At 64.0% G+C, this 24,582-nt stretch carries 23 protein-coding genes; 10 read left to right on the top strand and 13 right to left on the bottom strand.

Annotation, left to right across the window (positions count from 1 at the left end; translation table 11 throughout):
- Window positions 1-95 precede the first annotated feature (95 nt).
- Window positions 96-1,196: a YeiH family protein gene (locus tag QN084_RS14735; protein WP_083261812.1), complete on the bottom strand. Its 1,101-nt coding sequence runs from the start codon at window positions 1,194-1,196 to the stop codon at window positions 96-98.
- Between the two features lie 101 nt (window positions 1,197-1,297).
- Here QN084_RS14735 and QN084_RS14730 point away from each other — a divergent pair, with 101 nt between their 5' ends.
- Window positions 1,298-2,197, top strand: a complete 900-nt coding sequence (locus QN084_RS14730) for a LysR family transcriptional regulator (RefSeq protein ID WP_069696326.1) — start codon at window positions 1,298-1,300, stop codon at window positions 2,195-2,197.
- A 6-nt stretch (window positions 2,198-2,203) separates the two neighbouring features.
- Here QN084_RS14730 and QN084_RS14725 read toward each other — a convergent pair whose 3' ends face one another.
- Window positions 2,204-2,872: a response regulator gene (locus tag QN084_RS14725; RefSeq protein ID WP_021471628.1), complete on the bottom strand. Its 669-nt coding sequence runs from the start codon at window positions 2,870-2,872 to the stop codon at window positions 2,204-2,206.
- Window positions 2,869-4,446 (bottom strand): sensor histidine kinase, encoded by a 1,578-nt coding sequence (locus QN084_RS14720; RefSeq protein ID WP_069696325.1) that lies wholly within the window; start codon window positions 4,444-4,446, stop codon window positions 2,869-2,871. The genes QN084_RS14725 and QN084_RS14720 overlap by 4 nt, the downstream gene beginning before the upstream one ends.
- A 295-nt stretch (window positions 4,447-4,741) precedes the next feature.
- Here QN084_RS14720 and QN084_RS14715 point away from each other — a divergent pair, with 295 nt between their 5' ends.
- From QN084_RS14715 to QN084_RS14695, 5 genes are all read left to right on the top strand, one after another.
- Complete coding sequence (locus QN084_RS14715) at window positions 4,742-5,749, top strand: Bug family tripartite tricarboxylate transporter substrate binding protein (protein ID WP_285750264.1); 1,008 nt, start codon at window positions 4,742-4,744, stop codon at window positions 5,747-5,749.
- Complete coding sequence (locus QN084_RS14710) at window positions 5,746-6,249, top strand: tripartite tricarboxylate transporter TctB family protein (RefSeq protein WP_021471631.1); 504 nt, start codon at window positions 5,746-5,748, stop codon at window positions 6,247-6,249. The genes QN084_RS14715 and QN084_RS14710 overlap by 4 nt, the downstream gene beginning before the upstream one ends.
- Window positions 6,249-7,787 carry a tripartite tricarboxylate transporter permease gene (locus QN084_RS14705; protein WP_069696324.1) on the top strand — a complete coding sequence of 513 codons (1,539 nt, stop codon included), beginning with the start codon at window positions 6,249-6,251 and terminating at the stop codon, window positions 7,785-7,787. The genes QN084_RS14710 and QN084_RS14705 overlap by 1 nt, the downstream gene beginning before the upstream one ends.
- A 21-nt stretch (window positions 7,788-7,808) precedes the next feature.
- Entirely contained in the window at window positions 7,809-8,201 is a 393-nt protein-coding gene (locus QN084_RS14700) for a universal stress protein (protein ID WP_062095095.1), read from the top strand.
- A gap of 79 nt (window positions 8,202-8,280) precedes the next feature.
- Window positions 8,281-8,811: a GNAT family N-acetyltransferase gene (locus tag QN084_RS14695; RefSeq protein WP_021471634.1), complete on the top strand. Its 531-nt coding sequence runs from the start codon at window positions 8,281-8,283 to the stop codon at window positions 8,809-8,811.
- Here the strand turns inward: QN084_RS14695 and QN084_RS14690 are convergent.
- Together QN084_RS14690 and QN084_RS14685 are read right to left on the bottom strand one after the other, a co-directional pair.
- Window positions 8,808-10,943 carry an amylo-alpha-1,6-glucosidase gene (locus tag QN084_RS14690; protein ID WP_069696323.1) on the bottom strand — a complete coding sequence of 712 codons (2,136 nt, stop codon included), beginning with the start codon at window positions 10,941-10,943 and terminating at the stop codon, window positions 8,808-8,810. The two genes, QN084_RS14695 and QN084_RS14690, sit on opposite strands and share 4 nt — an antisense overlap.
- Before the next feature lie 27 nt (window positions 10,944-10,970).
- Window positions 10,971-12,044, bottom strand: coding sequence for a glycosyltransferase family 4 protein (locus QN084_RS14685; RefSeq protein ID WP_069696322.1), 1,074 nt, complete (start codon window positions 12,042-12,044; stop codon window positions 10,971-10,973).
- A gap of 130 nt (window positions 12,045-12,174) precedes the next feature.
- Here QN084_RS14685 and QN084_RS14680 point away from each other — a divergent pair, with 130 nt between their 5' ends.
- Window positions 12,175-12,876, top strand: coding sequence for a DsbA family oxidoreductase (locus QN084_RS14680; RefSeq protein WP_021471637.1), 702 nt, complete (start codon window positions 12,175-12,177; stop codon window positions 12,874-12,876).
- A 110-nt stretch (window positions 12,877-12,986) separates the two neighbouring features.
- Here the strand turns inward: QN084_RS14680 and arfA are convergent, their stop codons facing one another.
- The 5 genes from arfA to QN084_RS14655 all read right to left on the bottom strand — a co-directional run bounded on the left by arfA (window position 12,987) and on the right by QN084_RS14655 (window position 19,002).
- Entirely contained in the window at window positions 12,987-14,525 is a 1,539-nt protein-coding gene (arfA, locus tag QN084_RS14675; protein WP_021471638.1) for an arabinosylfuranosidase ArfA, read from the bottom strand.
- A gap of 84 nt (window positions 14,526-14,609) precedes the next feature.
- Window positions 14,610-15,503 (bottom strand): carbohydrate ABC transporter permease, encoded by an 894-nt coding sequence (locus tag QN084_RS14670; RefSeq protein WP_021471639.1) that lies wholly within the window; start codon window positions 15,501-15,503, stop codon window positions 14,610-14,612.
- Window positions 15,504-15,505: 2 nt separating this feature from the next.
- Complete coding sequence (locus tag QN084_RS14665) at window positions 15,506-16,444, bottom strand: carbohydrate ABC transporter permease (protein WP_069696321.1); 939 nt, start codon at window positions 16,442-16,444, stop codon at window positions 15,506-15,508.
- A gap of 35 nt (window positions 16,445-16,479) precedes the next feature.
- The gene (locus tag QN084_RS14660) at window positions 16,480-17,814 is read right to left on the bottom strand and encodes an extracellular solute-binding protein (RefSeq protein WP_069696320.1); all 1,335 of its coding nucleotides are present in this window, start codon (window positions 17,812-17,814) and stop codon (window positions 16,480-16,482) included.
- 180 nt (window positions 17,815-17,994) lie between these two features.
- Complete coding sequence (locus tag QN084_RS14655) at window positions 17,995-19,002, bottom strand: LacI family DNA-binding transcriptional regulator (protein WP_031216272.1); 1,008 nt, start codon at window positions 19,000-19,002, stop codon at window positions 17,995-17,997.
- Window positions 19,003-19,115: 113 nt separating this feature from the next.
- On the opposite strand from QN084_RS14655, the gene QN084_RS14650 reads away from it, so the two are divergent.
- The gene (locus QN084_RS14650; RefSeq protein WP_285750256.1) at window positions 19,116-19,805 is read left to right on the top strand and encodes a TetR/AcrR family transcriptional regulator; all 690 of its coding nucleotides are present in this window, start codon (window positions 19,116-19,118) and stop codon (window positions 19,803-19,805) included.
- A gap of 15 nt (window positions 19,806-19,820) precedes the next feature.
- On the opposite strand, the gene QN084_RS14645 is transcribed toward QN084_RS14650, so the two are convergent.
- The gene (locus QN084_RS14645; RefSeq protein ID WP_031216273.1) at window positions 19,821-20,489 is read right to left on the bottom strand and encodes a LytR C-terminal domain-containing protein; all 669 of its coding nucleotides are present in this window, start codon (window positions 20,487-20,489) and stop codon (window positions 19,821-19,823) included.
- Complete coding sequence (locus tag QN084_RS14640) at window positions 20,482-20,781, bottom strand: type II toxin-antitoxin system VapB family antitoxin (protein ID WP_021471645.1); 300 nt, start codon at window positions 20,779-20,781, stop codon at window positions 20,482-20,484. The genes QN084_RS14645 and QN084_RS14640 overlap by 8 nt, the downstream gene beginning before the upstream one ends.
- Before the next feature lie 136 nt (window positions 20,782-20,917).
- Between QN084_RS14640 and QN084_RS14635 the strand changes: the two genes are divergently transcribed.
- Window positions 20,918-21,838 carry a Cof-type HAD-IIB family hydrolase gene (locus QN084_RS14635; protein WP_069696319.1) on the top strand — a complete coding sequence of 307 codons (921 nt, stop codon included), beginning with the start codon at window positions 20,918-20,920 and terminating at the stop codon, window positions 21,836-21,838.
- A 128-nt stretch (window positions 21,839-21,966) separates the two neighbouring features.
- Complete coding sequence (locus QN084_RS14630) at window positions 21,967-23,496, top strand: stealth family protein (RefSeq protein WP_370583590.1); 1,530 nt, start codon at window positions 21,967-21,969, stop codon at window positions 23,494-23,496.
- Here the strand turns inward: QN084_RS14630 and QN084_RS14625 are convergent.
- Window positions 23,474-24,421 (bottom strand): phosphodiesterase, encoded by a 948-nt coding sequence (locus QN084_RS14625; protein WP_069696318.1) that lies wholly within the window; start codon window positions 24,419-24,421, stop codon window positions 23,474-23,476. The genes QN084_RS14630 and QN084_RS14625 overlap by 23 nt on opposite strands.
- Window positions 24,422-24,582 lie beyond the last annotated feature (161 nt).

The following is a 24,582-nucleotide window of genomic DNA, read 5'->3' as shown; positions in this document are numbered from 1 at the left end:
CTCGGATCGGTGTACAACCCAGCCAGTGACCCGTCATCAGAATTATCTACGGCAAGAAAGGCCATATTCGCTGGCAGATCGGCCCACGTTCCCAGCTAACCAGCCAACACAACAGCTCCGAGGCCCAGAGCCGCAATCAACGCCCACGCGAACAGAGCCATGACCAGGGACCGCGGTCCGGCGTGCAGGAGTTCACGCACGCGCACCGAGGAACCCAGGCCGAAGAGGGCTGGTCCAAGGGCGATCTCCTGCGCCAGGTTTCCGAAGTCGAGCACCGCCGGCGAAGCCCAGCCGAGGCTGCGGACGGCGATCATGGCCAGGAAGCCCAGCACGAACAGGGGGACGATCGGCGGGAACGTGCCCGCATGGTCCGCTGCAGCGGCCGTTGCCCGCCGCCGTCGTCGTTCAAACAGACCTGCGGTGGCGACGATCGGAGCCAGCAGGACCACCCTGGACAATTTGATGACCACCGCGGCGCTGAGTGCAACAGCACCGGCCGTCTGGGACGCAGCCACCACCTGTCCCACATCGTGAACCGATGCACCAACCCAGCGGCCAAACGTCACGGCATCCAGGCCCAGGGGGTGCATGAGCAACGGAAGCGTGCCGATGGCCAAGGTGCCGCACAGGGTTACGAGGGCCACGGGCAGCACCGTGTCCTGGTGCTTCGTTCCCCGGACCGCTGCCATGGCACCGATGGCCGAGGCACCGCAAATAGAGAATCCCGTGGCGATGAGAAGAGGTGCGTCGCCGGGGAGCTTGAAGAGCTTGCCCAAGGCGTACGTACCCGCGAAGGAGAGCAGTACTACCGCGACGATGAGCGCAAAGGACTGCCAGCCGAGGGCCGCGATGTCCCCGAGGCTGAGCTTCAGGCCCAAGAGGACGATGCCGGCACGCATCAAGTGCTTGCCCGCGAATCGAAGGCCGGGTTGCCAGGATCCGTCAACCCATCCCGAGACGCCGGGCAGGTTTGCCGCTGCGATGCCGAGGACCACCGCCAGAGTCATAGCGGGCAGTGACGGCAGTAAGGCGTGGATGCCGAACGCCAGGGCCAAGGCCACGACGCACGCTGCCAGCCCGGGCGCCAGGGAACGGACAGGCCCACGACGCCGGCCGCCACGTCCGCCGCGCCCGCCCCACCCGGGGGTCGCAGTGGCTTCCGATGCGGCGGAGGTCCGCGGCCGTATTGTGCTCATGGTTCCACCTTCCCCCGAATCCCCTCCCGGCGGTAGCCGCCCTTTAGGCCTGAACCCATGCGCAATTGACATGAGCTAAGGGGCGCACATATCTTCCAAGCATGAGCAACCGCCCGGACCTGACCGCGTTGGAAATCCTTGTCCTGGTGGCGGAGACCGGTTCGTTGGGGGCTGCGGCTAGGCGCGTCGGGATGGCCCAGCCGAACGCCAGCCGTGCCCTCGCCCGGCTGGAACGCCAACTCGGCCTCACCCTTGTGGTCAGGACTCCGGCCGGTTCACGGGTCACCACCGAAGGGGAGGTGGTGACTGCCTGGGCCCGCGAGGCACTTGGTGCGATGGACCGGATGATCCTTGGCGCCCGGTCCTTGGCAGCGGAGCAGGCCGCCCACCTTACGGTTGCGGCCAGCCTGACCATCGCCGAGTACCTCGCACCGCGCTGGCTGGCACGCTTCCGCAGGGCACACACGGACCTGCACGTGAGCTTGGCGGTAGGGAATTCGGGAGAAGTCCTTGAGCAATTGGCTGCACGGAAAATCCCCTTGGGCTTCGTGGAAACCCCCACAGTTCCGCGCACTGTGGCGTCAACTACGGTGGCCCGCGACGAGCTGGTTGTGGTGGTCGGAACGAGCCATCCATGGGCGCGGCGACGCACTCCCGTGGAGCCCGGCGAACTGATTGCCGCGGAGTTGGTGCTCCGCGAAGTCGGCTCGGGAACCCGCGACACCTTGGTCCGGGCGTTGGAGCGGTCCGGCACCCCGTTGGCGGCAACGAGCATGGAACTTGCCAGCACGGTGGCGGTCAAAGCGGCCGCCGTTGAAGGTTCGGCGGTGGCTGTGCTGAGCGAACTGGCTGTGACGGCGGAGCTTGCCACGGGCCAACTCGTGGCAGTGCCCGTCCAAGGGCTGGATCTCACCCGTTCACTGCGGGCTGTCTGGCTGCCCGAGCGACGCCCCGAGGGGACTGCCGCGGAGTTGATCCGCATCGCCAAGGCGAGCAAGTAAAAGCACTCAACGCCCCTTGAGCACGTAGCGCCTTTCCGGACGTCCGACGCCGTACTTCAGCTTCACGTCAACGGCGCCGGCATCATGGAGGTACTCAAGATAACGCCGCGCGCTCACCCGCGATGTGCCAAGTTCTTCTGCGACTTCGGCGGCTGACAGATCCCCGGAAGCAGCCTTCAGTGTTTCCTCCACCCGTTCCAGGGTCTCCACGCTGCACCCCTTGGGCAGCGTCCGCTCGGAGGTTCCCAGCCCAAAAACCCTGTTGACGTCGGATTGCTCAGCTTCGGCTTTTGAAGAGTCCAGGCCGTGGTACGCGTGCAGGTAATGCTCGAGCCGCTCCTGGAGGTCGGCCTGGGAGAAGGGCTTGATGAGGTAGTGGACAATGCCGCCGCGGAGGGCCTTGCGCACCGTTTCCACTTCGCGGGCTGCACTGATCACCAGGACGTCCAGGTCCGGAGCCACCTCCCGTAGCCTGTGCATGAGGTCAAGTCCGTTGGCGTCGGGCAAGTGGATATCCAGCAGCACAAGGTCCGGTTGCAACCGTTGTGTTTCCAGCACGGCCTGCGCGCCCGTATGCGCCACTCCCAAAACGGCAAATCCCGGAGTCCTTTGAATGAAGCCGGCATGCACTTTGGCCACCATGAAGTCGTCATCGACAATCAGGACCTTGATCACGGGCGTACTGCCTCCTTCATGAAACGCGCAGCGAACACGGCACCGTTATGGTTCGATACCGACAGATCGCCGCCGCTGCGCCTGCAAATAACCCGGGAGATGGCCAAGCCGAAACCCCGGGAATCCCCGGGCCCTGGCTCCTTGGTGGAGAAGCCCTGCGAGAAGATCTGTTCGGCATCGCCGTCGGGAATCCCGGGACCATTGTCCCGGACTGTGACCCTGACCTCGTCACCGGACTCGACCACCAAGACGCTGACCGTTGCCCCGGGGAGTCCGGTGACGGCGTCGAACGCGTTGTCCACCAGGTTCCCGACCACAGTAGTGAGGTCGCGGGAAAGTTCCTCCGCTACGCGCGGCAGCGCGGATCCCGGATCAAGCTGCAGTTCCACCCCGCGCTCCGTAGCGAGGCTGGACTTGGCAATCAACAAGGCCGCGAGCGCCGGGTCCTGGATCCTGCTGGTCACTTCATCATTTAGCCTGGTGCGGTCCACGGTGGCGCCGTTGACGAACTGGATCACGGATTCGTACTCCTCCAGTTGAAGCAGCCCGGAGATGACATGGAGCTGGTTGGCGAACTCGTGGGCCTGGGCACGGAGCGTGTTGGTTACTGTCCGGGTTGCCCCGAGTTCGCGCTCCAAAGAGGACATTTCCGTCCGGTCCCTGAGCGTCGTGACCGAACCCATGTCCCTTCCGCGGGAGGTGAGCGCAACCCTGTTCATGACCACCAGCCGATCACCCACCAGAACCAACTGGTCCGGGTCCGTCTGGTCCCTGGCCAGCACCACTTTGAGCGCCGGGTCGACGGGCAGCGAGGCGAGTCGCTGTCCGACGCAATCCTCGGGAAGCCCCAGGAGTTGCCGGGCGCTCTGGTTGGCCACGGTAATCCGCCCGTGGGGATCCAAAGCGACCACGCCCTCTTTCAGGCCTTGCAGCATGGCCTCCCGGTTTTCCACGAGTCCGGTGATCTCGCGTGGTTCCATGCCCAGGGTCTGCCGCTTGACGCGCCGGGACAACAAGAGCGAACCCGCAACACCGAGGATGCTGGCCACGCCGAGGTAGGTCAGGAGGTTGGGCGCGGCGTCGCCGAGTCTTTCCAGGGTTGAGGGGTAGTTACGGCTGATGGAGGCTATGCCGATCATTTCACCGGAATCGTCCAGGACCGGCACGTGGGCGGAAAGGACCGGGCCGGTGCTGCCGGCGAGGACTCCGGTCCAGGCCCGGCCTTCCTTCACCCGGCTGTCGCCAAGGGGCAGAATTTTGCCTACCAACCCGGGATCGGAGGCGGTGACCACCGTCCCGTCCAGTTTCGCGAGGGCAACCTGGCCCGAGCCGGAGACTGTCCGTACCGACTCGGCGACGGCCGGAAGGGCGGAACCGGCGCGGGGTTCCGCCGTCGGGAGCAGTTCACGGACGGTGGGGTTGTTCCCCAACGCTTCGGCAGCGGACAGTGCCCTGCGCCCCTCGGTGCGCTCGAAGGCGGCGGCGGATTCAGCCAGCGAAATAGCTGCGACGGCCACGAGCACGGCGAGCACGATCAACAGCTGCAGCAGAAGGTACTGTCCGGCGAGGGACATGCCTCTTCTTCGAGCCAGTCGGGTCACTGCTTGGTCCTTTGGGTGATTTCCAGGTTTGCCGGATGCCGATGGGCTTCGATGCGTTCACGGGACATCCGCCATGGAGTACCGGAACTATACCCCTGAGCGGGTCTTTTTGCCTCTTACTGCGTGAACGCAATGAACTTAAAGATCACTGCGAACACAAGGGTGATCCACGTCACCGGCCGTCCTAGCATCGACCGCAGGGCAGGAACCCGAGGGAACCTGCACAGAGATTCGATGAAGAATTTTTTTCACTGAGAAGAGGAACATCATGCGCCAGATCCGCGCATTGCGCATTGCCGCCGTTGCAGCCGGCATCGCCCTGATGGCTACCGGTTGTGGTGCCACCAGCAAGAGCTCCACCGGCACCGAAAGCACCGGTGCGGCCAAACCCATCAGCGGTCTGCAAATCATGGTCCCCAACACCCCCGGCGGCGGATACGACACCACCGCCCGGGCCGCGGCCAAGGTCCTGGACAACGAAAAGATCGCCAGCAACACCGAGGTCTTCAACCTGGCCGGAGCAGGCGGCACCGTGGGCCTGGCGCGCGTGGTCAACGAGAAGGGCAACGGCGATCTGGCCATGCTCATGGGCCTGGGCGTGGTGGGAGCCAGCTACACCAACAAGTCGGAATCCAAACTGACCCAGACCACTCCCCTGGCACGCTTGATCGAGGAACCCGGCGCCATCATGGTCAGCAAGGACTCCCCGTACAAGACCATCGATGACCTGGTGAAGGCATGGAAGGCCGATCCCGCTTCCATTTCCGTGGGCGGCGGCTCCTCGCCGGGCGGCCCGGACCACCTCCTGCCCATGCAGCTGGCCGGTGCCGTGGGCATCGACGCTACCAAGGTGAACTTCGTTTCCTACGACGGCGGTGGGGACCTCCTGCCTGCGATCCTCGGCAACAAGCTGGGCTTCGCAGCGTCCGGAGCCGGCGAGTACCTGGAGCAGATCAAGTCCGGCGAAGTCCGCGTTCTGGCTACCAGCGGCGAAAAGCGGTTGGACGGCGTGGACGCACCAACGCTCAAGGAGTCCAACATCGACCTCGTCTTCACCAACTGGCGTGGCGTTGTGGCACCTCCGGGCATCAGCGATGAGGACAAGAAGTCCCTGATCGCGGCCTTTGAAAAGATGCACGAATCCGCAGGATGGAAGGAAGCCCTGAAGACCCACAGCTGGACGGACGCCTTCATCACCGGTGACGAGTTCCAGACCTTCCTGACCGACCAGGACAAGCGGGTGGCCGACGTCCTCACCAAGCTTGGCTTGGCGTGAGCACTGCAGTAAAAGGCCTCAAGGGCCGCGCCGAGCTGGGAGTTTCCCTCCTGCTCGGCGCGGCCGGGGTCCTGGTCTTCCTGGACGCCAACGGCCTGGCCACCCCGTACTCCAAATCGGACCCGGTTGGGCCCAAGACTGTGCCGTTCATCGTCGCAGGCCTCTTGCTGGTTTGTGCCGTGCTGCTGGCCATCAACGTCCTCCGCGGCGGCAAGGGTGAAGCCGAAGGCGGCGAAGACGTCGACCTGGCGCACCCCGCCGATTGGAAGACGGTCCTCCCCTTGGCGGGCGCCTTCATCCTGAACATCCTGCTCATTGACTGGGCCGGATGGGTGATCTCCGGAACTCTCCTCTTCTGGGGCAGCGTTTTGGCCCTGGGCAGCCGGCGCTATGTCCGTGACGGCCTGATTGCCCTGGCACTCTCCCTGCTGACCTTCTACGGCTTCTACCTCGGCCTGGGCATTGCACTGCCCGCCGGGCTTCTGGAAGGAATCCTCTGATGGACGTCCTGTCCTCGCTGATGGACGGTTTTGCCACCGCCCTGACCCCCATGAACCTCCTGTACGCCATGATCGGCGTACTCCTCGGCACCGCCGTTGGTGTCCTCCCCGGCCTGGGACCGGCCATGACCGTGGCCCTGCTCCTGCCCGTGACGTACGCGTTGGAACCTACCAGCGCTTTCATCATGTTCGCCGGCATCTACTACGGCGGCATGTACGGCGGTTCCACCACCTCCATCCTGCTCAACACCCCGGGTGAGTCATCCTCCGTTGTCACAGCGATTGAAGGCAACAAGATGGCCAAGGCCGGGCGGGCCGCCCAAGCGCTGGCCACGGCAGCCATCGGCTCGTTCGTTGCCGGCACCATCGGCACCGCCTTGTTGGCCGTCTTCGCGCCGATCGTGGTCAAGTTCGCCGTCAGCCTTGGCGCCCCCAGCTACTTCGCCATCATGGTCCTGGCCCTGCTCGCAGTCACGGCAGTCCTTGGTTCGTCCAGGCTCCGCGGCTTCGCATCACTGGCACTCGGACTGGCCATCGGCCTGGTGGGCATCGATTCGGTCACCGGCCAGCGCCGTTTGACCTTCGGCCAGCCGCTCCTGGCCGACGGCCTGGACATTGTGGTTGTCGCCGTCGCCATCTTTGCTGTTGGTGAGGCCCTCTGGGTAGCCGCCCACCTCCGCCGCAGCCCGCTGCACATCATCCCCGTGGGCCGTCCTTGGATGGGCAAGAAGGACTGGGCCCGTTCCTGGAAGCCTTGGCTTCGCGGTACCGCGTTCGGCTTCCCGTTCGGCGCGCTTCCCGCAGGCGGAGCGGAGATCCCCACCTTCCTCTCCTACGTCACGGAGAAGCGGCTAAGCAAGCACCCTGAAGAATTCGGAAAGGGTGCAATCGAGGGCGTCGCCGGTCCGGAAGCCGCCAACAACGCAGCCGCCGCAGGCACCCTGACCCCCATGCTGGCGCTGGGCCTGCCCACCAACGCAACGGCCGCCGTCATGCTCGCAGCGTTCACCACCTACGGCATCCAGCCGGGACCGCAGCTCTTTGCCAGCCAGGGACCGCTGGTGTGGGCCCTGATCGCCAGCCTGTTCATCGGCAACCTGCTGTTGTTGCTCATCAACCTGCCGCTGGCTCCGCTGTGGGCCAAACTGCTCCAACTCCCGCGGCCCTACTTGTACGCAGGAATCCTGTTCTTCGCCACGTTGGGCGCCTACTCGGTGAACCTGCAGGCGTTCGACCTGGTGATCCTGCTGGTCCTCGGTGCCCTGGGCTTCATGATGCGCCGCTTCGGCCTACCTGTCCTGCCCTTGATCCTCGGCGTCATCCTCGGCCCGCGGATCGAAGGCCAACTCCGCAAGACCCTGCAACTGAGCGCCGGCGACCCCGCCGGGCTCTTCAGCGAGCCGATCGCGATCGTTGTGTACATCATCGTTGCGATCGTGCTGGTTTGGCCGTTTGCGTACAAGCTCATCCGGCCCAAACGTCCAGCCAAGGACCCGCTGCTTCCCGCCAATTCCGGTGCTGCGGACTACAGCGACTAACACCAAGAAACAGGAGAACCCATGACCATCGTGGTGGGATACGTCCCCACGCCGGAAGGTGAGGCCGCGCTGACGCAGGCCATCGCCGAGGCAAAGAAGAGCAACAACCACCTCCTCGTCATCAATTCCTCGAAGGGCGATGCCCTGGTGGACAACCGCTACGCCCAGGAGCCGGACATCCAGGGAATCGAGCAACGGCTTGCAACGCAAGGCATCAGCCACACCATCACGCAACCGGTTCGTGGCCATGACGCGGCGGCCGAGGTCCTGGATGCCGCAGATGAACACGACGCGGATCTGATCGTGATCGGACTGCGTCGGCGCAGCCCCGTTGGAAAGCTCATCATGGGCAGCGTCTCCCAACGGATCCTGCTGGAAGCGGACTGCCCGGTGCTGGCAGTCAAAGCCGACTAGGAGTTTTGCGCACGGAAAATGCCCCTAAGATGCGTTCTTGGGGGCATTTTCCGTACCCGACTCCTGGAGGGACACTGCGTTGACCGAGACTATCCGCACCGCTACAAGCAACGACGCCGGGAAGCTCGCTGAGCTTGCGGCCGTCACCTTTCCGCTGGCGTGCCCGCCGGGCTCCTCCCCGGAGGACATCCAGGCCCATCTGGAGAAGCACCTGAGCGAGGCCAGGTTCGCCGAGTACCTCGCGGACGCGAACATCACCATCCTCGTGCTCGATGACGCCGGCCAACTGAACGGCTACACCATGCTCATCGCCAAGCCCGCCAGCGACCCCGATGTGGCCTCGGTCCTCTCAGCCCAGCCTTCCACCGAACTCAGCAAGTGCTACGTCCATCCCGAACACCACGGCCACGGCGCAGCTGCCCGGCTCATGAAGGCCTCCCTTGCCGATGCGGCAGACAAGGGAGCGGCCGGTGTGTGGCTCGGAGTCAACAGCCAGAACGCCAAGGCCATCCGTTTCTACGAGAAGAACGGCTTCGAACGGGTGGGCACCAAGTCATTCCAGCTGGGCAACACCGTGGAGCACGACTTCGTCATGGAGTACGCGGTCTAGCCGAACAGGTCCCCGGCCAACGGCGGCCGCGGATCGTTGCGCAGCCGCAGGTTTTCCGGCAACCCCGCCACCGACCCCGTGGGCCCGGCTGCCTCGATGGTGATCCGTGAGTCACCCAGCAAGACGTTGTCAGCGCTGAACGTCCCGAAGGATGCGGGGAGTATCGGTGCCAGGTGCAGCACGTCCCGGGTGAAGTCCGGATCGAAGCGCAGCAGGATCCTGGCGAGCTGCACCGGAGCCGCAGCCGCCCATGCCTGCGGGGAACACGCCGTCGGATAGGGAACGGGCTCCGGAAAGTCCGAGCGGTCAAAGCCGCAGAAAAGTTCCGGAAGCCGGCCGCCGAAGTGCTTGGCGGCGTCGAACAATCCGCTGGCAACGCGACTGGCTTCCTCAACGAAGCCATATCGCATCAATCCGGTGGCGACGATCGCCGTGTCGTGGGGCCACACCGAACCGTTGTGGTAGCTGACGGGGTTGTAGGCCCCCATGTCCGAGGCGAGGGTGCGGATCCCCCAGCCGGTGAACATTTCAGGCGACATGAGCCGCTCGGCCACCAGCGGCGCTTTGTCTTCGTCCACGATGCCAACCCACAGGCAGTGGCCCATATTGGACGTGCACGAATCCACGGGCTTCTTGTCCCTGTCCAGGGCGAGCGCGTAATAGCCCTTGTCCGGCAGCCAGAAAGTCTTGTTGAAGGCCTCCTTGAGTGCCTCGGCCCGGTCCGCGCAGCGGCGTTCGACGGCGGTGTCCCCCGCCGCGCGTGCCAGCAGGGAACGGCCCACGTACGCCGCATAGGCGTAAGCCTGGACTTCGCAGAGTGCGATCGGCGCCTCCGCCATGGTTCCGTCGGCGAAGTTGATGCCGTCCCATGAGTCCTTCCACCCTTGGTTGATCAGGCCGTGGGGGTTCGGCCTCTGGTACTCGATGAACCCATCGCCGTCGCGGTCGCCGTACTTCTCCATCCATTCGATCGCCCGGTCGGCATGCGGGAGCAGGGATTCGATGATGTCCGACCCCAGTCCCCAGCGGCTGAGTTCGCCCAGGGTGGAGACGAAGAGCGGTGTGGCATCGGCTGTCCCGAAGTAGGCCGTGCCGCCCAGCGAGTGCCCCGCAGTCACCCCGAGCCTGACTTCGTGGGGTATCCGCCCCGGCTCCTCTTCGGAGTCGATGTCCACTTTGGTCCCCTGCAGGCCTGCCAACGTTTGCAGGGTGCCGGCGGCGAGGCTGGGGTCGACCATGAGCGACATGTAGGAGGCCAGCAGCGAGTCCCTGCCGAACAACGCCATGAACCAGGGCGCTCCGGCCGCTACGGCAGCACGGTCGGGGTGCTTCGCGTCGAAGATCCGCAGGGAGCCGAGGTCGCGCTGGCTCTTCTCCAGGACACCGGTGACGTTGATGTCGGTAACGCTGATGCGGGGAACGTGCTCCTCCCACTGTTCATGGCGTTGCGCGCCGACGCTGTGGCTGAGCGGAGTCGCCGCGGTAAACGGATTTTCCGGTTCTTTCCCATTAGTGATGGGCAGGGCAATCACAGTGGCGGTCCAGTCGGTCCTGGCAGGGATAGTGACATTGAACGTCAGCCCTTCCTCGGTGACCTTTGCCCCCTCTGCGTGGAAGGAAACGCCCCGCTGCTGTCCGTTTGAGTGGCGGGACTCGATGTACAACCGGTCCTCATGCGCGGTCTTCAGGGTCCCGTCAACGTGTCCGGCGCGACCACCCTTGACGTCAAAAAGGTCCGCAAGATCGGCGTCGAGGATCACTTCGATGGTGCAGTTGGACGGCTCGCTGGAGTAGTTGCGGATAGTGATGTCATCCCGAAGTCCCGAGCCGATGCTGCGCTGGTGCTGGACCAGCAACGGGCTCTCGAACCGGCCGTCCTCAGTGCAGGCCCGGCCCACATATTCTGCTTGGAAAGCCGTCGGATTGCGGGCCACCAAGGGCTCGCGCGGTTCGCCGTTGATGCACAGTACCCAGCGGGAGACGATTCGGGTGTCCTGGTAGTAAGCGCCCTGCGAACCCCCGGCGTGGACGTCACCTGTATGGGATGAGATGCAGAAGGAAGAGCCTTCGACGACCGTCACCGCCCCCAGTTCGGACGCTCCTGCTTCTGTATCTGCATTCCAGGCTGTCATGGGCGGTGGGGCTCCTTAGCTGCGGTTTTAAAAGGCCTGCCTTTGATTCTCTTTCACGTAAGGCCCGCCCGTAACCCCCTTGCCCTTGAATTGTTCGATCACCCGCGCGTAGAGCTCCAGATGTTCCGCTGCCATCCGGCCTGCACTGAAGTACCCCTCAACGGCTCTCCGGCATTCGGCGCGGCTAAGCTTCGTTGCGGCGTCCACGAAACCGGCCAGCTGGTGGACGTCGCCCAGGAATCCGGTCTTGCCGTGCTGGATGATCTCCGTGGCTGCACCCATGGGCGTAGCAATGACCGGGGTTCCGGTGGCCAATGCCTCGATCATCACCAGCCCGAACGGTTCGTGCCATTGAATCGGATTGATGAGGACGGCGGCGTCACCCATCAGCTGGTACTTCTCCGGATCAGCCAGCTCACCCAGGAACTCCTCCTGTGGGCCCAGCGCAGGCTTCACCACTTCCTGGTAGAAACGCTGTTCGTCCTTGGCGTGCATCTTGGCGGCGATCCGCAGGGGTATCCCGGCTTCCCGGGCGATCCCCACCGCCTCCATGAGCCCTTTGTCCGGGCACATGCGGCCAACGAAGCAAGCGTAGCCTCCGCTGCCGCTGCCGACGGACACCGTGGAGAGATCCAATCCGTGATGGATCACGGCCGACATCGGAACATCGGGCACCCGGGACCCCTGGCAGTGGGAAATGGCGATCACCGCCGTGTCTGATGCCATGGCCCGGTACAGCACCGCCGATTGCTCATTCAGCGGTCCGTGGATGGTGGTAACCACCGGAACGCCCGGGGGCCTGTGCCCGTACAGGGGCCCGCCCAGGGTGTGGTCATGGATGATATCCACCTCGCCCATGCCCGCATAGGCCTTGATGATGTGTTCCAGTTCGCTCAGCGTCTCCCCGAGTTCGCCCGGACGGCTGGGACCCAGCCCGTCCAGTTGGGGTACCGGACAGGTACTGTCCGACGACGCCGCGAGGAGAACGTCGTGCCCGGCGTCGCTGAGCGCCCGCGCAAGGGCATCCACGACGCGCTCGGTTCCGCCGTATTTCTCCGGCGGGACGGTGAACCAGGGTCCAACAATAAGTCCAATGCGCATCCATGCCTCCGCGCATAACCCCCATACACAGCGGGCTGACTTCCTAACCCGGATCAAGGCTATTAGCCCCGTGAGGAAAATAACAGCCTGTTGCCGGAATGCTCCCTGTGCTGCCCCGGTTGACGCAGGCATGAAGATTGAGATCTGGTCCGACGTCGCCTGCCCGTGGTGCTACATCGGCAAGCGCCGTTTTGAAAGTGCCCTTGCACAGTTCCCGCATCGCGATTCGGTGGAGGTGGAATGGCGGAGCTACCAACTGGATCCTTCCGTCCCCGAACACTACGACGGTACCGAGCTGGACTACCTGAGCAAGCGCAAGGGCATGGCTCCGGAGCAGGTCAAGCAGATGTTCGCCCACGTCACGCAGACTGCGAAGGACGAAGGGCTGGATTACCACTTTGACAGCGTTGTGGTGGCCAACAGCTTCACGGCCCACCGGCTCATCCATTTGGCAGCCACCCACGGCAAGCAGGACCTGGCGAAGGAGCGCCTGCTCAGCGACCACTTTGAGCACGGCAAGGACATCGGAAGCCAGGAGTACCTGACCGGGCTCGGTGAGGCGCTGGATCTTCCGGCCGATGAGGTGGCTGAACTCTTCACCACGGACAAGTTCAGCGAACAGGTCACCATGGACATCAACGAGGCCCGCGCCATCGGCGTCACCGGCGTCCCGTTCTTCGTCATCGACCGCAAGTACGGCATCTCCGGCGCCCAGCCGGCCGAGCTCTTCTCCCAAGCCCTCAACCAGGCGTGGCAGGAAGCCAACCCGCTGATCCCGGTGGGATCCTCCGACGCCGAGGCCTGCGGCCCGGACGGCTGCGCCGTCAACTGACCCACCCGCCGTCGTACTCCCCCCAAGTAGGTCGCAGTTAAGCGCGTTTTGACGGCTCAAAATGCGCTCAACTGCGACCCGGTTGGGTGCCGCCCGGTTGGGTGCGGGGGCTAGGCTTTCGCCACCTCGAGTTCGACGACGGCCCAGGACAAAGCGGGCAGCGTCAGCCGCAGCTCGGAACCGGAGGCCTTGACGCCTTCCAGTGGCGTCAGCCCCACCCGGTCCGGCTGGGACTGGCTGTTGATGGTGAAGCGGTCCCCGCCGTCGGGTATTTCCAGGACCTCGGCCCGAAGAACCTGGCGGGCGTCGAAACCATGCAGGGCTGCCTCGACGTCGGCGGCCTCCTCCAGTCCGCGGTTGGCGAAGAACAAGGCAACCCGGCCCGTTTCCTCGTTCCACGTGGCGCTGACGTCCACCAGGTCGGTGTCGCCGAAACGCGCGTTCGAGTACTTGTCCGAGTTCACGGACAGCTGCAGGATCTGCCCCTTGGCCAGCTCGGCCATGCGTGCGAACGGGTGGAAGATGGACTGCTTCCACGCCGGTCCGTTGGCCTCGCTGAAGATCGGCGCGATCACGTTGACCAGCTGCGCCTGGTTGGCGATCTTCACGCGGTCGCCGTGCCGCAGCAACGAGTTCAGCAGAGTCCCCACCACCACGGCGTCGGTGACGTTGTACTTGTCCTCGATCACCCGCGGGTGTTCAACCCACGGGCCCTTGACGATGTTACTCAACTGGTCCTCGGTGTCCCGGCCGCGCTGGTACCAGACGTTCCACTCGTCGAAGGACAGGTTGATGTGCTTCTTGTGCTTGCCCTTGGCCCGGACAGCGTCGGCGGTCGCCACCACCGACTCGATGAAGTAGTCGGTGTCGACGGCGGAAGCGAGGAAGCTGCCGACGTCGCCGTCGTGCTCCTGGTAGTAGGCGTGGAGGGAAACGTAGTCCACCTCGTCATAGGTGTGGGTGAGCACCGTTTGCTCCCACGCTCCGAACGTGGGCATCCCGGAGTTGGAACTTCCGCAGGCCACTAACTCAATGGTGGGATCCACGAAGCGCATTGCTTTGGCAGCTTCCTGTGCCAACCGGCCATATTCCTCGGCGGTCTTGTGCCCGATCTGCCACGGCCCGTCCATCTCGTTGCCGAGGCACCACAGCTTGATGTCGAACGGGTCCTTGTGGCCATTCCTGGCCCGGAGGTCGGACCAGTAGCTGCCGCCGGGGTGGTTGGCGTATTCCACGATCTGGCGGGCAGCATCCACTCCCTTGGTCCCCAGGTTGATGGCCTCCATGATTTCGGTGCCGGCCTGCCGGGACCAGTCCACGAACTCGTGGAGGCCGAATGCGTTGGTCTCCACGGTGTGCCAGGCTCCGTCCAGGCGGCGCGGCCGGTCCTCCCGGGGGCCGATGCCGTCTTCCCAGTTATAACCGGAGACGAAGTTGCCGCCTGGGTAGCGGATCACGGTGGCACCGAGTTCCTTGACGAGCTTGAGGACATCCTGGCGGAAGCCCTTCTCATCTGCCTCCGGGTGGCCGGGTTCGTAGATGCCGGTGTAGACACAGCGGCCCATGTGTTCCACGAAAGAACCGAAAAGCCGGCGGGGTACCTCGCCTACGGTGAAGTCGCGATCGAGCGTAATGCGTGCGCGGGACATGAATCTCCTTGGGTGTGTTTCTTATCCGGGTTTTGAATGTCAGGTTTGGGTTTATCGGTTGTGGCGTGCTCGGCAGGTGCCTGGTCAGGTTCCGGCGAGTCCGGTCGTTGAGATGCCCTTGATGATCTGCCGCTGAAAGAAGAGGAACACGACGATCAGCGGCAGCGCCGCGAGCAGCGCGGACGCCATGTTCTGCGCGTACTGCACGCCATAGGCGCTCTTGATGGTTTGAAGGCCCACGGGGAGGGTCAGCAGCGAATCGTCGTTGGTGGAGATGAACGGCCACAGGAAGTTGTTCCAGGCACCGATAAACGTGAAGATAGCGACGGCAGCCAGGATGGGCCGGGACAACGGCAGGATGATCGTCATGAAGATCCGGAGCCGGCTGGCCCCGTCCATCACTGCCGCTTCTTCAAGTTCACGCGGGATCTGGTCGAAGAACTTCTTCAGCACGAACACCATGGCCGGGTGGATTACCTGCGGGAGAATGATGGCCCATGGCGTATCGATCATCTTGAAAGCGAGCATTTGATAGAACAGCGGAATCATGAGCACGGGCGGCGGGACGATGATGCTGGCGATAATTGCCGTCATCAGGACTTTCTTGCCCTTGAACTCGATCCTTGACAAGGCGTAGGCGATCAGGGCGGAGATCACCAGCGTGATGAACGTGATTGCCGCCGAGGTGTAGAGCGAGTTCCACGTCCACAGCGGGATGTTGCCAGCCTGGAACACGTTGATGAACGCCTCCGCGGTAAAGCCCGACGGCGGGATCCAGGTGACCTTGGGCGCCGAGGCATCCGCTTCGGTCTTGAAAGCGGTGACCGCTGCCCAAGCGAAGGGAACCAGCCAGAGGAGGGCGAGGACGGCGGCGACGGCGACCGCGACGGCCTTGCCGATGGTGGGCTTCCGGCGCGGTTGCCGGATGACCTGGCCTCTTGCAGCCGGGGTGGAACGGGTGAGGGTTGTGGTTGCCATGGCTAAGCGCTCCTGCGGCGGGTAATGACGAACTGCATGACGGACACCATCACGATCAGTCCGAAGAAGATGTAGGAGATGGCTGCGGAGTATCCCAGCCGGTACCCGGTGAACCCGGTTTCGAAGATGTACTGGACCACGGGCCGGGTGGAGCCGCCCGGGCCGCCGGCTGTCATCTGGTAGATCTGGTCGAAGATCTTGAGGGAAGCCAGAATCTGGAGCAGCACGATCATGACCGTTGTTGGCGTGAGCTGGGGCAGGGTGATGGAGAAGAACTGCCGCCAGGCTCCTGCGCCATCCAGCGATGCGGCTTCATAGTGCTGCGAGGGGATGTTCTGCATTGCGGCCAGGTACAGCAGGAAATTGAAGCCCACAGTCCACCAGAGCGTTGCGATCACGATTGACCACATGGCCACATTGGGGTCGTTGAGCCATCCAACTTTCGGGATGCCGAACTTGGACAGGAAGTCGTTGATCAGTCCAAGCTGCGGGTTGTACATCCACACGAAGAACATGGACACCACCGTGGAGGCCAGGAGGAAGGGCGCAAAATAGCTCAAGCGCCACAACCACTGGGCCGGGAGGCCGATGTTCAACAGCGCCGCCATGGCCAATGCAACCAGCACCAGGGGAACAGTGCTGATCACCGTGAAATAGAGCGTGTTGCCGAGGGAACGCCACATCCCTGCGTCGGCGAAAGCCTCGGAGTAGTTGGCAAAGCCAATGACTGCGTCGTTGGCCCCTGTGAGGGATTTGCCCGTCAGGCTCATGTAGAAGCCGTACAGGATGGGCCATACAAGGAATACCAGGAAGAACACGAGGAACGGGGCAGCGAATGCCCAGCCGCTCACGTTGTCCCCGCTTCGGCGCAGGGAAGGGCCGGCCTTGACGCCGGACGGAGGTGTTGTCCGGGCCTGCCGGGACAGTGTAGAGGAACTCATGAAGGACTCCTTTGTCGCTCGGGTGTCGGCGCCGGTCAGACCGGGTTGGGCCGGAATAGGAGGTCGTTGGTGCGGGCTACGAAGCCGTCCCACCCTGCTGCTGCTTTGTTGCGCCCCAGGAGAACGTTCTGGATGTACTCGGAAAAATAGGTCTGCCAATCCGAGCCGGAGCCGCTGAACCAGGCTTCGGGATCGTAGGCGATGATGTCCGCGGCATTGGCGTAATGGGCCTGTGGACTAAGTTCCCGGTAGGCCTGCGACTGCACTATGGGCTGGTAGGCCGGGATGTGGCCTGCCTCAGCCCAGGACAACGAACCCTTGAGGACATCACTGACGAACTTGTAGGCGTCCCTGCGGCTCTGTTCATCCGCGACGAGCTGCCGGGGAAGGACAAAGGAGTGCGAATCGGCGTACGCAGCCGGTGTCCCGTAGAGAGTGGGAATGGTGACGGCGTCCACTGGGAGCTTCGCCTTCTTCATGGTGGGCATTTCCCACCCACCGCTGAAGAGCATTCCCGAATCACCCCGGACAAATTCCGCGATGCCGGTATTGATGTCGCCGCTCTTGGCTGCGATGGTGTCGTCAAAGAGCGAGGCCATGAATTCCAGCGACTCTATTGCAGCGTCCCGGTCGGCCTGCATGGGCTGGCCGGGAGTCAGCACGATCTCGGCGCCGTGCTGTTTGTAGAGTGTGTAGAACAGGCGCCACATCTGGGAGCCCAGGTTGAGGTATCCAAAAGAGAGACCGTGGCCTTTAGTGACCTTTTGCATCTCCAGCGCCATGGCCTTGAAGTCATCCGGCGTCGAGACCTCTTTCAACCGGCCGCCCGCTTCCAGGAGCCCCGCTTTGCCCGCCACGTCCGTGTTGTAGAACATGATGAACGGGTGCGAATCCAGTGCAATGGAGAAGACCTTGCCGTCCTGCTGGCTCTTCTCCCAGATGCGCGAGGCGAAGTCTTCGGCCCGCACACCGTTCTCCGCGAGGAGGTCCAGGTCCCAGGGTTCTATGAGTCCGCCCGGCGCGTAGCCTGGCACGCGGCTTGCGTGCATGATGGCCAGTTCCGGAGGCCGGCCACCGGCCGATGCCATGGCCAGCTTGGTGTAGTAGGGCGGCCCCCACGCCAGGACGGTGGGGTGAACTTTGAAGCCGGGGTTGGCTTGGTTGGCAGTGGCGATCATCGCCTGCATTTTGATGCCGTCGCCACCGGACAGCAGATGCCAAAAGCCGATCTCGCGTGCCTGGGACGCCTGGGCCGCTCCGCCGCAGCCAGTCAGCCCGGCCATCAGGCCCAGACTGCCGAGGGCCGCGGATCCGGCTAATAGTTGCCTCCGGGATACCTGTCTCCCGGCTATGGTTTCGAATTGCTTCACCCGTCACTCCTTTGGATGGGTCCGCTGAAAGTCACTGCCAACTGCATAAAAAGTCCCGGTGTCCTTGCGTCAGGTCCAGCAGAAGGGTGGAGCCGGAGTGACGCAGCTCTCACATTACAACGATGTAATCATTGCGGCAAGAGAAAATTGTTAGCGCAAACAGAAATACGTCGACGCCTCTTACCCCCGCGGAGTACTGCTGCCCCTCTCCACAATGGAGTAACCCACCTGCACCACGCGCTGGGAGGAGTCGCGGTCCGTCATTCGATCAGTCAGCAGTCGCAGGGCCTCGGAGGCTACCAGTCGCCGGTCGAAGGAAACAGTAGTGAGGGGCGGAACAGCGAAACGCCCGTCCGCGACGTCGTCGAATCCTGCCACCGCAATATCATCGGGAACCCGGATGCCCCGCTTCCAGAGGACGTTAAGCGCACCCAGCGCCATGGAGTCCGTAAAACAAAACAAAGCCTCCGGAACAGGGTGCGAGTCAAGCCAGGAATCAAGTGCTGCAGCTGCGGACTCGGACGTCCATTTCTCGCAGCGGATCAGCAGGTCATCATCAGGCGCTATGCCCAAGGCCTCCAGGGCCGACTCGTAGCCGGCCGCGCGGTGAATGGCGGTTGACGAAGGCCGGGCGGCATTGATGCCCAGGACTGCAATCCTCCGGCGCCCCGGTTTCGCCAGGGCGAGCGTCATGTCCCGCGCTGCAGCCATGCTGTCCACGAACACGCGATCGGCAATGTGCTGGGTGACTTCGCCAAGCAGCACTACCGGAGGAAGGGAAACGCCCACCTTGACGGCGCTTTCCTGAAGGACCACGGGGTTGAGGATGAGGCCGTCGATCAGGTTGGACCGGGCACGTGTCATCAGATCCTGCTCCCGCTGCGGATCCAACCCCGTCTCCTCAATCTGCACGCTCCACCCTTGTTCGTGGGCAACTTCCACCACATGGTGGGCAAGTTCGGCGGAAAAGGGAGTGGCCAGATCCGGCAGGGCCAGGCCGATGACGCCCGAGCGCCCGTTGCGCAGTCCCCGCGCAGAGAGGTTGGGAACGTAGTCGAGCTCCTGCATGGCCTGCTCGACCTTGAAGCGCGTGGGCGCACTGACGGGCACCACGCCGTTCATCACATTCGAAACGGTCTTGGGAGACACTCCCGCGCGGCGCGCTACATCCTTGACCGTTGCCCGCAACAGTCCCCCTTGGTGAAATCAATCCGGTTGACTCGATGCTACGCGAGTTTCCGCCCGCCTCCGCCCCGCAGGGTTCACGGGTATTTGCTGACAGATAACGGTAAAGTGTCTATATGCCAAGGATCACGGCCGCCACCAACGCTGCCCAACGCGCCGAGACCCAACGTCGTATCCTCACCGCGTTCGGTGAGCTTCTGTTCACCCACGGCCTTCCCGGCCTGACCATGACCGACGTCGCCCGCCACGCAGGCGTAGGACGCACTGCGGTCTACAACTACTACGCGGACATGGAGCAACTGCTCATCGCGTACGCCTTGGACGAGACCGAGCGTTTCATCGGGGACCTGCGCGATTCCCTGGCAGCCCTGGACAATCCGGTGGACCGGCTGGCCCTCTACGTCCGATCCCAAGTGGAGGACCTCAGTCGCCGCCACTTGCCGCCGGGGCCGGCGATGGCAGCTGTGCTCTCCCCAGGCTCCTTCGCCAAACTCGCAGACCACGTGGGCGGGCTGAACATCCTCCTCGAGGACATCCTCAAGGACGGGGCTCGCCAGGACTACCTCCCGGACGTGGACGTGGCGCAGCTGGCGCGCCTCATTCACGGCACCCTCTCCGCCAGCGCCGCACGACGCAACAAGACGCCCGACGGCGACGCGCCGCTCCCATCGCCACTCACCGACGTCGAAACCGCCACGGCGCTCACCGTACGGTTTATCCAGCTGGGGGCGGGGGCGAAGTTCGACGACGCCGGCAGGCCTGTCCGGACCGCCGCCGCGGGGACACTGCAGGCCAGCGAAGCGTAGAAGCGCTGTGGGAGCTTAGTTGTCTGCGGGATTCGTGGGGATGATGGGCCACTTGGAATTGTCCGCGATGCGGAGGTCCTCGCGGGGGCAGCTGAGCTTGCCGGGCGTCTTGTCAACCTGTTCCGGTTCAACCAGGCCCTCGTAGCCCGGGGTGAGGATGACGTCCACGGACTCGTCCTCACGGTTGTCCTCGTAGTAGTCGGTACCGGCGAGGTTGCGCTGGACGTTGAAGGCGGCTGCCTGGCCCTTCACGCCGGAAATGACGACTCCGACTCCCGAATAGGCGGTGTCGCTGTTGTCCACGGCGCCCACTTTATGGCCGCGTGCGGCGAATTGCTCCGCGACGGTGCCGGCCAGTCCGCTGCGGGACGTGGCATTGAAGACGTTGAGGCTGACGGTTTCGTTGGGAACGTAGTCGAAAGTGGTTCCCGGGCAAAGGCTCGTGGGAGCTTTGCTGGCTACCGCGGCGGGGACTTTCACCACGCCGTTCATGACGGCCCAGGCGCCTACGGCTCCGGCCGCGATGACCCCCACCAGAAGGACTAGGACGATCGCGTGGAAAAGCCGCCTCCCGAACCGTGAGGGCGGCATCCCGGAGTCGTCGGCGAACGTGGCGCGAAGTTCCTCGCCCGTCACCACGTGATGGCCATGGAGGTGCGTCACATCCTTGGGACGCCTAGCCATCGATCACCAACACCCTGGCATGGATCGCCGTCCTTTGATGCAGTGCCGTCCGGACCGCCCGGTGGAGTCCGTCCTCCAGGTACATGACCCCTTGATACTGGACCACGTGGGGGAAAAGGTCTCCGAAAAATGTTGAATCCTCAGCCAGCAACGCTTCCAGGTCCAGGGTGCGCTTGGTGGTGACGAGCTCGTCAAGCCGGACCGGGCGGGGAGGCAGGGCAGCCCAATCCCGCGGCGCGGAGTATCCATGGTCAGGGTACGGGCGTCCCTCGCCCACAGCTTTGAAGATCACCCTGCAAGCCTATGGAAGTTACAGCCCCAACGGAACTTGTGAGCCCCGGCACAGGCAGGTTGTAGCCAAATGGTGATTATCGGCCCGGCGGCGTCACAGCTGTGGAGTGGGCCCCGCGGACTGACAGAATAGGGACATGACTCAACCGCTCCAAAGTCCCGGCCGGACTGTTACCCGGGAGAACCCTGCCCTCGCGCTGCTCCTCGACGTCGACGGTCCCATCGCCAGCCCTGTCACGCGGGACGTGAAGCCGGACATCATCGCCGACCTCGTAGCCCTGGCCGCTGCGGGCATCCCGGTCATCTTCAATACCGGCCGTTCCGATGCGTTCATCAGCGAACAGGTCATGGAGCCCATGATTGCCGCGGGCATGCCTTCAGGCACCACCATCCACGCTATCTGCGAGAAGGGTGCGGTCTGGTTCAGCTACACCGCCGAGGGTCCCGGTCCCATCCACGTGGACCACGAACTCGCGGTGCCCAAGGCTTACGGCGACGACATCCGCCGACTGGTGGCCGAGGACTACGCCTCTCACATGTTCTTCGACGAAACCAAGCGAGCCATGGTGTCCGTGGAGCAGCACCTTGACGTTGCCAGCGAGGACTACCTCGCCGAACAGAAACTCTTCGACGCGGACGCGCTGGAAATCATGGCAAGCCATAACCTCAACGCGGCCATCCTGGACCACCACGCACCCGGATCCGATGACACCGCGGACTACCGGCTGGACCCCACCATCATCTCCACGGACATAGAGTCGGTCCGCTTAGGCAAGGACCTCGGTGCAAGCCGTGCCGTGGAACTCCTGGCCGCCCAGGGCATTACGCCGCTCTCCTGGCGAACAGTGGGCGATTCGCGCACCGACTACGCCATGGCGGACTGGCTCCACCACAACGACCACGACGTCAAGCATGTGGACGTGCGGCCCGCGGACGGTGTTCCCGTGAAGCCCTACACGATCCTCACCGCGGCGGACCTTGAGCTGGCCGCCGACGTCATCCATGACGACGCCGGAGGAGCATTCCTCCGCAGTTGGCGCGAAGCCCTGGACATCTAGCTCCGGCTCTGCCGCAAGGCAGCGCCCACAACATCAGCTTCACCTCAACACAGCAAGGAGGAACAGCCATCACGCAGGCACAGGTCGATCAGGTTTACCACGGCAGCCCCACGGTCGAGGAGGACTCGATTGCGGAGGCGGCCACCGCGTCCGTTGTTGCGCACCTCAAACACAGGTCCGACGTCGTTCGCCACCGCGGGCGTTATGCCCTCCTTAACACCGACCTCACGCCACAGCAGGCCATGGTTGCGGATCTGCTTGACATCCGCGCGGCGCTGGACGCCGCCGGCGTCGACTTCATCCTGGTGCGGGGCAACGACGAACGTCCGGTCATCGCCGTCGACTGGGAATCGCGCAAGGCCGTGCGGGACGCATTGGTGGAGGCTTTCCGGAACGAGCCGTTCTATTCGATGACCGTAGATGCCAAGAAGAAGGTCTCGGTACTGGTGGCGGACGGTGAGCTGTCCGCCAACCGGAAGTCCCGCATCTTCCGCCTCTACCGTCCCCGGGTAGAGACCGGCGGCGGGCTCTGGTACGGACCTGCCTTGGGCGTCCAGCTGGAACTTTGGCGCTTTGATGGCGATCGCCTGGAACTGCCCGTGGAGAATTCACTGACCCGCCGGACCCTGCTGCGGCAAGACGCCGTGCGCGGTTCCGTGACCCGGCACGGCCTGGAGTGGCCGACCATCGAAAACATGTTTGCGGACCACGCCAGCGACATCGATTTCGACATCGACATCGTTTTCTCCTGGGTGGACGGCAGCGATCCCGCGTACATCGCGGCACGGCGCGCCCAGCAGGCAGATGCCGTGCTGGGCGAGGGTGACGACCATGAAGCCCGGTACCGGCAGATCGACGAGCTCAAGTACGCCCTCCGGTCGGTGTACATGTTCGCGCCGTGGATCCGCCGCATCTTCATCGCCACGGACTCCCCCGCCCCCTCATGGCTTGCCGACCACCCCAAGGTGACCATTGTCCGCAGCGAGGAATTCTTCAGTGACCCCTCAGTGCTGCCCACGCACAATTCGCAGGCCGTCGAGTGCCAGCTCCACCACATCGATGGCCTTTCGGAGCACTTCCTCTACTCCAATGACGACATGTTCTTCGGCAGGCCTGTTGGACCGGAGATGTTCTTCACGCCCGGCGGTATCACCAAGTTCATCGAAGCGGACACCAGGATCGGGCTCGGCGAGAACGACGCCGAACGCAGCGGCTTCGAGAACGCCGCACGCGTCAACCGCAAGCTGCTGTGGGAGCGCTTCGGCCGGATCACCACCAGGCACCTGGAACACACGGCCGCCCCGATCCGCCGGAGCGTGGTGGCCCGGATGGAACGTGAGTTCCCCAGCGAGTTCGCCAAGACCGCGGCCAGCCGTTTCCGGGCCGCGGACAACATCTCCGTGACCAACTCGTTCTACCACTACTACGCGCTCCTGACCGGCCGCGCAGTCACCCAGGAGAACGCCCGGGTCCGGTACGTGGACACCACCCTATGGTCCGGCCTGCACTACCTGCCCAAGCTCCTTGCCAAGCGCCACATGGACCTCTTCTGCCTCAATGACGGCAGCTTCCCCGAGGTCCACGCGGACGAACGCGCCCAACTGGTGACGGACTTCCTGGAGAAGTACTTCCCTGTCAAGGCACCTTGGGAGAAGTAGACAAACGGGTCTTCCCCCTGAAGCGTGTGCGTGACTGGCCGGGGATGGCGACTCCGGCGGCCTCCAGGCGACGCCGGACTCCTTCGGCGTCCAGTTCTTCGCCCACGGTGTCGCCGCCGGACAGGGGCACCACGGAGTGCACGATCGTGTCCTCGTAAACGTGCACCATGTTGTAGGCCTGGGCGCCGTCGCGGCCCCTCTGCCCGCCGGCGCCCACTGCCAGGTCCTGGGTGTAGCAGGTGGCTGAAGCCACCGACACCGACACGCCGGCAAAGGTGGCCGACGTCGAGTAGTGCAGGTGACCGCCCAGGATGGCCCTGACGTCCGAGTTGCCGACGACGGCGGCCAGGCGGGCCTGGTCCCGCAACTCCACCAACACTGCGAGGTCCTGGACGCAGGGCACGGGTGGGTGGTGGAGCGCCAGGATGGTGCCGTCGGGGGCTGGTGTGGAGAGCTCATCGGCCAGCCATTCAAGCTGCTGCTCCGACAACTCGCCGTGGTGGTGTCCGGGAACCGTGGTGTCCAAGGTGATGATCCGAAGGCCGTTCACGAAGTAGCTCCGGTCCATCGGATCCATGGGCCGGCTGCCTTTCGCGGCCTCCGGGAAAACCGCGCGGAAATTAGCCCGGTTGTCGTGGTTACCCATGGCCCAGACCGGCGTAGCCCCGAGGGCCGCGCACAGCGGTTCCACTACTTCGCGGAGCCGTTCGTAGGCCTCGAGTTCGCCCTTTTCCGCGAGGTCGCCGGTGAAGATCACGGCTTCGGCCTGGATCCTCGAATCGATGATCTGCTGGCAGACTTCGCGCAGCCGCTCCGTGCTGTCAACAGCGCCATGAAGGGCACGAGTTCCGCCCAGCAGGTGCAGATCACTCAGGTGCAACAGCACGTGACCTGGTTTCGGATATTCGGCCTCGATGAGCTCCATGGCTGCCTTAGCGTCCGTGGGAGCCGGCGACTCCCGTGTCAATCCAGTAGGTCCAATCCAACCAGATAGGAAGCGAACATTCGGCTAATTTCGGGCGGAAAGTTGGAAAATTCTTCCTCCCTGCGGTCACCGCCGGAGCTCTCCACAGAGTCCGCCGGGGT

It is taken from the genome of Paenarthrobacter sp. R1 (assembly GCF_030264015.1).
Classification (GTDB): Bacteria; Actinomycetota; Actinomycetes; order Actinomycetales; family Micrococcaceae; genus Arthrobacter; species Arthrobacter ureafaciens.
The sequence above is the reverse complement of the archived record's forward strand: the minus strand, read 5'-3'. Positions and strand labels throughout refer to the sequence as shown.